Source organism: Bordetella sp., from assembly GCF_057362025.1.
Window position 1 is genome coordinate 1 of record NZ_JBMQQZ010000099.1, and the last position, 5,449, is coordinate 5,449.

Annotated in this window: 4 protein-coding genes and 2 pseudogenes; 3 read left to right on the forward strand and 3 right to left on the reverse strand. The window is 67.1% G+C overall.

The features are described from left to right. The first annotated feature begins 117 nt into the window (after positions 1–117). Both ACO1P8_RS22245 and ACO1P8_RS22250 read left to right on the forward strand, forming a co-directional pair. The gene (locus tag ACO1P8_RS22245) at positions 118–1,323 is read left to right on the forward strand and encodes an ATP-binding protein (RefSeq protein WP_486298026.1); all 1,206 of its coding nucleotides are present in this window, start codon (positions 118–120) and stop codon (positions 1,321–1,323) included. Then, positions 1,320–2,654 carry a sigma-54-dependent transcriptional regulator gene (locus tag ACO1P8_RS22250; RefSeq protein ID WP_486298027.1) on the forward strand — a complete coding sequence of 445 codons (1,335 nt, stop codon included), beginning with the start codon at positions 1,320–1,322 and terminating at the stop codon, positions 2,652–2,654. The genes ACO1P8_RS22245 and ACO1P8_RS22250 overlap by 4 nt, the downstream gene beginning before the upstream one ends. Before the next feature lie 96 nt (positions 2,655–2,750). Here ACO1P8_RS22250 and ACO1P8_RS22255 read toward each other — a convergent pair whose 3' ends face one another. The 3 genes and pseudogenes from ACO1P8_RS22255 to ACO1P8_RS22265 form a co-directional block, all read right to left on the reverse strand. Next, positions 2,751–3,326 carry a cysteine hydrolase family protein gene (locus ACO1P8_RS22255; protein WP_486298028.1) on the reverse strand — a complete coding sequence of 192 codons (576 nt, stop codon included), beginning with the start codon at positions 3,324–3,326 and terminating at the stop codon, positions 2,751–2,753. A 24-nt stretch (positions 3,327–3,350) separates the two neighbouring features. Then, positions 3,351–4,490: a mandelate racemase/muconate lactonizing enzyme family protein gene (locus ACO1P8_RS22260; RefSeq protein WP_486298029.1), complete on the reverse strand. Its 1,140-nt coding sequence runs from the start codon at positions 4,488–4,490 to the stop codon at positions 3,351–3,353. Next, positions 4,487–5,317 (reverse strand): annotated as a pseudogene (locus tag ACO1P8_RS22265) (mandelate racemase/muconate lactonizing enzyme family protein); the annotation flags it as partial. The pseudogene ACO1P8_RS22265 and the gene ACO1P8_RS22260, both read right to left, overlap by 4 nt. Here ACO1P8_RS22265 and ACO1P8_RS22270 point away from each other — a divergent pair. Next, a pseudogene (locus tag ACO1P8_RS22270) lies at positions 5,310–5,449 on the forward strand (mandelate racemase/muconate lactonizing enzyme family protein); the annotation flags it as partial. The pseudogenes ACO1P8_RS22265 and ACO1P8_RS22270 sit on opposite strands and share 8 nt — an antisense overlap.

The following is a 5,449-nucleotide window of genomic DNA, read 5'->3' on the forward strand; positions in this document are numbered from 1 at the left end:
CCCGGGAAATCCAAGCCGTTGCGAACACTTTGAATTCCAGGCCCCGCAAAACGCTTGGCTGGAAGACGCCTGCGGAAGCTCTGGACGGGTACCTAAAATCTGTTCAACAATCCAGTGTTGCGACGACCGGTTGAATGCGCCCTGGGTACCCATGTCGGGGTGGTGGACCGTACGCTCGCGATCCTGTCGGAGGATGGCGAGGTCCTGGCCCATGTGTCGCGCGACAAGGATGTCAAGGGCATCCCCATGGAGACGACGTTAGGGCGGGCTCGCAGCGGTACGCGGCTCGATGGGCATGCCCGGGGCGTCTGGGTGTGGCGCGAACTGGACGCAGCGCATCCCGAACTGGGCAGGGTCGTCGCCAATCTCGATGTGGGAGATTTCATGCGGCAGCGTGGCGACCTAGCGATCGAACTGATTCTGACGGGGCTCGGTATCAGCGTGGCGGGGGCATGCCTGGGCTTCATCGTCGCGCGAAGAATGCAGCGTCCGATCATGCTGTTGACCCAGCGGTTGCGGTCCGCGCGCGGCGAGCCGCCTCGCCTGCTGGCGCCGGACACCTTTCCCCATGACCCTGAAATGGAGGACCTGCTGGCCGCCTACAACTGGATGGTGCAAGGGCTCCATGAACGGGAGGCACTGGCCAGCCGCCAGGCTCGCGTCGAACGCGAAGCCCTGCTCGGACGCATGTCGGCCGCGCTGGCGCACGAAGTCCGGAATCCCCTGGGCGGTATGCGGACTGCGCTGCAGACCCTGCGGCAATTCGGGCACCAGGACGATGCGCGGCGCGAATCGCTGGACTTCGTGGGCCGCGGGCTGGAGGCCCTGCAGGCGGTGGTGGACGCCAGCCTGCGCACGTTTCGTCCCGGCGATGCCTACCAGCCCCTGCGCGGCGCGGACTTGCGCGACGTGCGCCTGATGGTGCGGGCGCAGGCGGACCGCCAGGCGGTGTCCGTACACGTGGACAGCGATTGGCCGGAGGCGGATGCGCCCATGCTGCCCGCCGCGCCGGTGCGCCAGCTTTTGCTGAACCTGGTCCTGAATGCCGTCGCGGCGTCGCCGCGGGGCGGGGCTGTGTGGGTGATGGCGCGCGCGCGCAACCGGGCGCTCGCCATTCATGTACGCGACCAGGGGGTAGGGATGCCAGATGAAGCCAAGGCGACGCTGCGCAATGCGCCCCGGGCGATAGGCGAACGGATGGGCCTGGGGATCGTGGTCGATTTGGTGGGCGGCCTGGGAGGCCGGCTGCGCGTGCATGGCGCCACCCGCGACGGAACCTGTATTTCCCTCTGGCTGCCGTACTGGGGGGCGAATCGCATATGACGGCCTATATCGACGTACTGCTGGTCGAAGACGATGCCGTGCTGGGTGGCGCCATGCGCCAGCGGTTACTGCTGGAAAGCCTGTCCGTGCAATGGGTGGAAAGTTGCGCCCAGGCCGTCGAGGTGTTGCGCCGGTCCCGGCTGCGCCCGGCCTTCGTGCTGGCCGATATCCGTTTGCCGGATGGATCCGGCGAGGATCTGTATCGCCGCATCGTGCCCTATCTTGCCAATACGACGGTGGTGTTCGCGACGGCCTATGGCGATATTGCCCAGGCCGTGCGGCTGGTCGGCGCGGGCGCGAACGATTATCTGACCAAGCCCTACGACGCCGATGCGGTAGTCGCGCGCATACGCGCGGCAGTCGAGCGGTATGCCGGCCGCGAAGGCAAGGGGGAGCCTGTACGGGAATCCCCCTTCGCGATCGGCACGGCCTGCGCCGACGTCGCCGTGGCGATCGAGCGCCTGGCGGCGTCCGACATGCATGTGCTGCTCGAAGGCGAGACCGGCGTGGGCAAAGAGCTGACGGCCCGGTATATGCATCGGCGATCCCGTCATGCGGACGGCCCGTTCATGCCGGTAAGCTGCGCGGCACTGGGCGATGCCCTCGCGGAGGACCAGTTGTTCGGCCATGTGCGCGGCGCGTTCAGCGGGGCCGATGCCCCCCGCGACGGCTATCTCGCCCAGGCCGGCAACGGTACCTTATTCCTGGATGAAGTCGGCGAACTCGCCCCCCGCGCTCAGGCCATGCTGCTGCGTGTGCTGGAAGACGGGCTCTATCGCCCGCTGGGCGCCGTGCAGCCCACGCGGATGGGATGCCGCGTTATCGTCAGCACCAACGTGGATCTGCAACAAGAGGTGCGGGAAGGGCGATTCCGCCACGATCTTTACTACCGGTTGGCGGTGGGCCGCCTGCCGTTGCCGCCGCTGCGCCACCGCCGCGAGGATATCCCGGTACTGGCACGCCGCTTTCTGGTCGGACAGGATGCGATGCGTGGCGTGGCCGCGCGCGAGTTCACGCCCCAGGCCCAGACGGCGCTGGTCGAACACGACTGGCCCGGTAACGTCCGCGAACTGCGCAACCGCGTGCAGCGCGCGGCGGTAATGACGGACGCGGCGGAACTTGACGCCGCGGACCTGTTTCCGGAGAAGCGCCTGGACGAGGACGTTCCGGCAGACCTTGCAACCCTGCGTGCGGATGCGGAATGGCAGGGCATCCAGCGAGCGATCGCGGAGGCGGGCGGACAACTGGGCGAGGCCGCCAGGCTGCTGGGGATTTCGCGGACCACGCTTTGGAAGAAGATGCGGCAGGCGCGCGAGCGCGGGCACCGATGATTCGGGCTGGAAGCACCAGGCAATTGATGAATGCCTGGCTGATATCGCAAGAAACGTCGGTACCGTCGAAAGATCCTGACTCAAGGGTCCTGCTCGCTAGGCAAGCAACTGCCGCGCCTCATCCAGGGAAAGCACCGTGGTACGCGACTCGAACGCCGTGGCGAAAAGATGTTCGTGCACGATCGGATCCGGGTCATAGCAGCAATCCTTCACGGTGAACAGGCGGAAGTCCGCATCGCTGGCGTGGGCGATGGACGACAGCATGACGCCGGTCGAGGCGATGCCCGCCATGATCAGCGTATCGACGCCCCGGGCGCGCAGCCGGGCTTCCAGGTCGGTACCGAAGAACACGCTGGCACGATGCGCGACGATGAGCGGTTCGTCGGCACGTTGGCCGAGTTCGGGCGAGATCCTGTCGTTGACGAAGAGGCCAAGCTGCCTGATGCCCTGGCCGTTCTTGTTCAAGGGGCTGACTTCGGGATAGCCGGGGCTGAAGTGGATCTTCGCGAAATAGACGCCGGCGCCTTTGCCCAGGGCGGCGTCGCACAGGCTGCGCGTATTGGCCAGCAAGGCGGGCGCCACCGAAGGGAAAAGCGCCATGATGTCGGTCTGGTAATGCATCACCAGCAGCGCGGTGCGCGCCGGCACGAAGTGGGCAGTGGGAGTCGACATAAGCGCCGCAGCCGTGGGAAAAGGCTATTTTGCTACATCTTGCCACCCCATTCCGTCGCGCGAGAACGCGCGCAGTTTGTCCTCGTCCAGTGCCAGCCCCAGCCCCGGCTCGTCCGTCAGCGCGATCACGCTGTCCCGTTGCGCCGGCAGGGGGCGCGCCAGCATGTCATGCAGTGGGTTGCGGATATACATGTCTTCGAAGTACCGGAAGCGCGGTATCGCGGCCGACAGATGCATGGACGCCGCGATGCAGATCGGCCCCGATGCGCCCGTATGCGGGCATACCGCGATGTTGTAGGCATCCGCCAGGGCGGCGATGCGGCGGCACCCCGTGAAGCCGCCTGCGCGGGCGATGTCCGGCTGCGCCACATCCAGCAGGCCTTGCTCGAAGAAGGGCCTGAAGCCCGCGCTGGTGAATTCGCCTTCGCCGGCCGCGATGCGGATGTCCTTGACGGCATCGCGCACGCGCGCATAGCCGGGCAGGTCGTCTGCCAGCACGGGTTCTTCCAGCCAGTAGACGCCAAGGCGTTCCGCCGCCCGTCCGACGACGATGGCGGAGGTGGGGTCGTATCCCGCGTTTGCGTCCAGCATGATCTCGATATCGGGGCCGACGGCGGCGCGCACCGCTTCGATGCGCGGGATGTCGGCGTGGATGCCTTGTCCCACCTTCAACTTGATGGCGCGATATCCCCGCTTGACCAGGGCGCGCGACTCGTCGGCCATGACTTCCGGGGTATCCAGCAGCACCGACGATGCATACGCCTCGATCTGCCGCCGTCCGTGGCCTGCCAGCAATTGCCAGGTCGGCCGGCCGGCGGCCTTGCCCAGCAGGTCCCACAGCGCGATATCGACGCCCGCGATCGCTTCCATCAGGAAGCCGCGGGAATGCCCGCGCGCTCGCATCGTGCGATACATGTCTTCCCACAGTCCCTCCACATGCTGCGGGTCGCGGCCGATCAGCACGGGGGCCAGGATTTCCCGCACCACGGCGGCGGCGACGCCCGGCCCCAAGCGGGCAATGCACTCGCCGGTGCCGTGGATACCCTCGTCCGTGACGATCCGTACCGCCGTGGCGGTCAGCGAGGCCAGCGTGAAGGTGGAGATGCGCCAGGGCTTCTCCAACGGCGCTTCCAGTGTCATGGTCTGTATGGCGGCGATCTTCATGCGTTTTTTCCTCCGCGCTGGGCGGTCAGGGTGGCCCAGGGGCCGGAATTGCCGGGATAGGCGACGCCGTAGCGGGCCACCGCATCGTCGTCGAAACGAAAGGCCAGGCCGGGCTCTGTGGGCAGCAGCAGATGGCCGTCGCGGGCGACCAGTTGCCGGTCCAGCAGGCGGCGCAGGTTGACGATATGGTCGTCCGGCATGAACTCCATCCAGTTGGCGTTCGGGCACGATGCCACCAGGTGCACATGGATGTCATGCCAGGCATGCGGGGCCACCGGTACGCCGTAGCTGGCCGCCGTGGCCGCGATGCGCCGCCATTCCGTGATACCGCCGCACACCGTGGCGTCCGTTTGCAGGATGGCGGCGGCACCGCGCTCCAGCAGGTCCTTGAAGCGCCATCGGCCGGCTTCGATTTCACCGGTCGCCACCGGAACGCGGGTGGCGCGCGCCAGGCGGGCATGATTGTCGATATCGTCCGGAGAGAACGGTTCCTCGATCCAATAGGGATGATGCGGTTCGATGCGCTCCATGTATTGCAGGGCGGTGGGCAGGTCGGGCCAGGCGTTGTTGGCGTCCAGCATCAGGTGCACATCCGGGCCGATCGCCTCGCGTACCTTGCCTACGCGCGCGGCTTCCTGTCCGGGCGGCAGCTTGCCCACCTTGATCTTGACCGCCGCGTAGCCCTCGTCGACGAAGGCGCGCATTTCGGCGGCCAGGTCGTCGTCCGTCTTGCCGGGCCAGTAGTAGCCGCCGCTGGCGTAGGCCGGCACCTTGTCCGTGACCACCGCGCCCAGCAACTTGTACAAGGGCTTGCCCACGCTGCGCGCCTTGTCCGCGCTGGATGTGGCGCTGTGGGACCTGAACGCGCGCAGCGTGGGCAAGCCCTTGTACAAGTTGCTGGGCGCGGTGGTCACGGACAAGGTGCCGGCCTACGCCAGCGGCGGCTACTACTGGCCCGG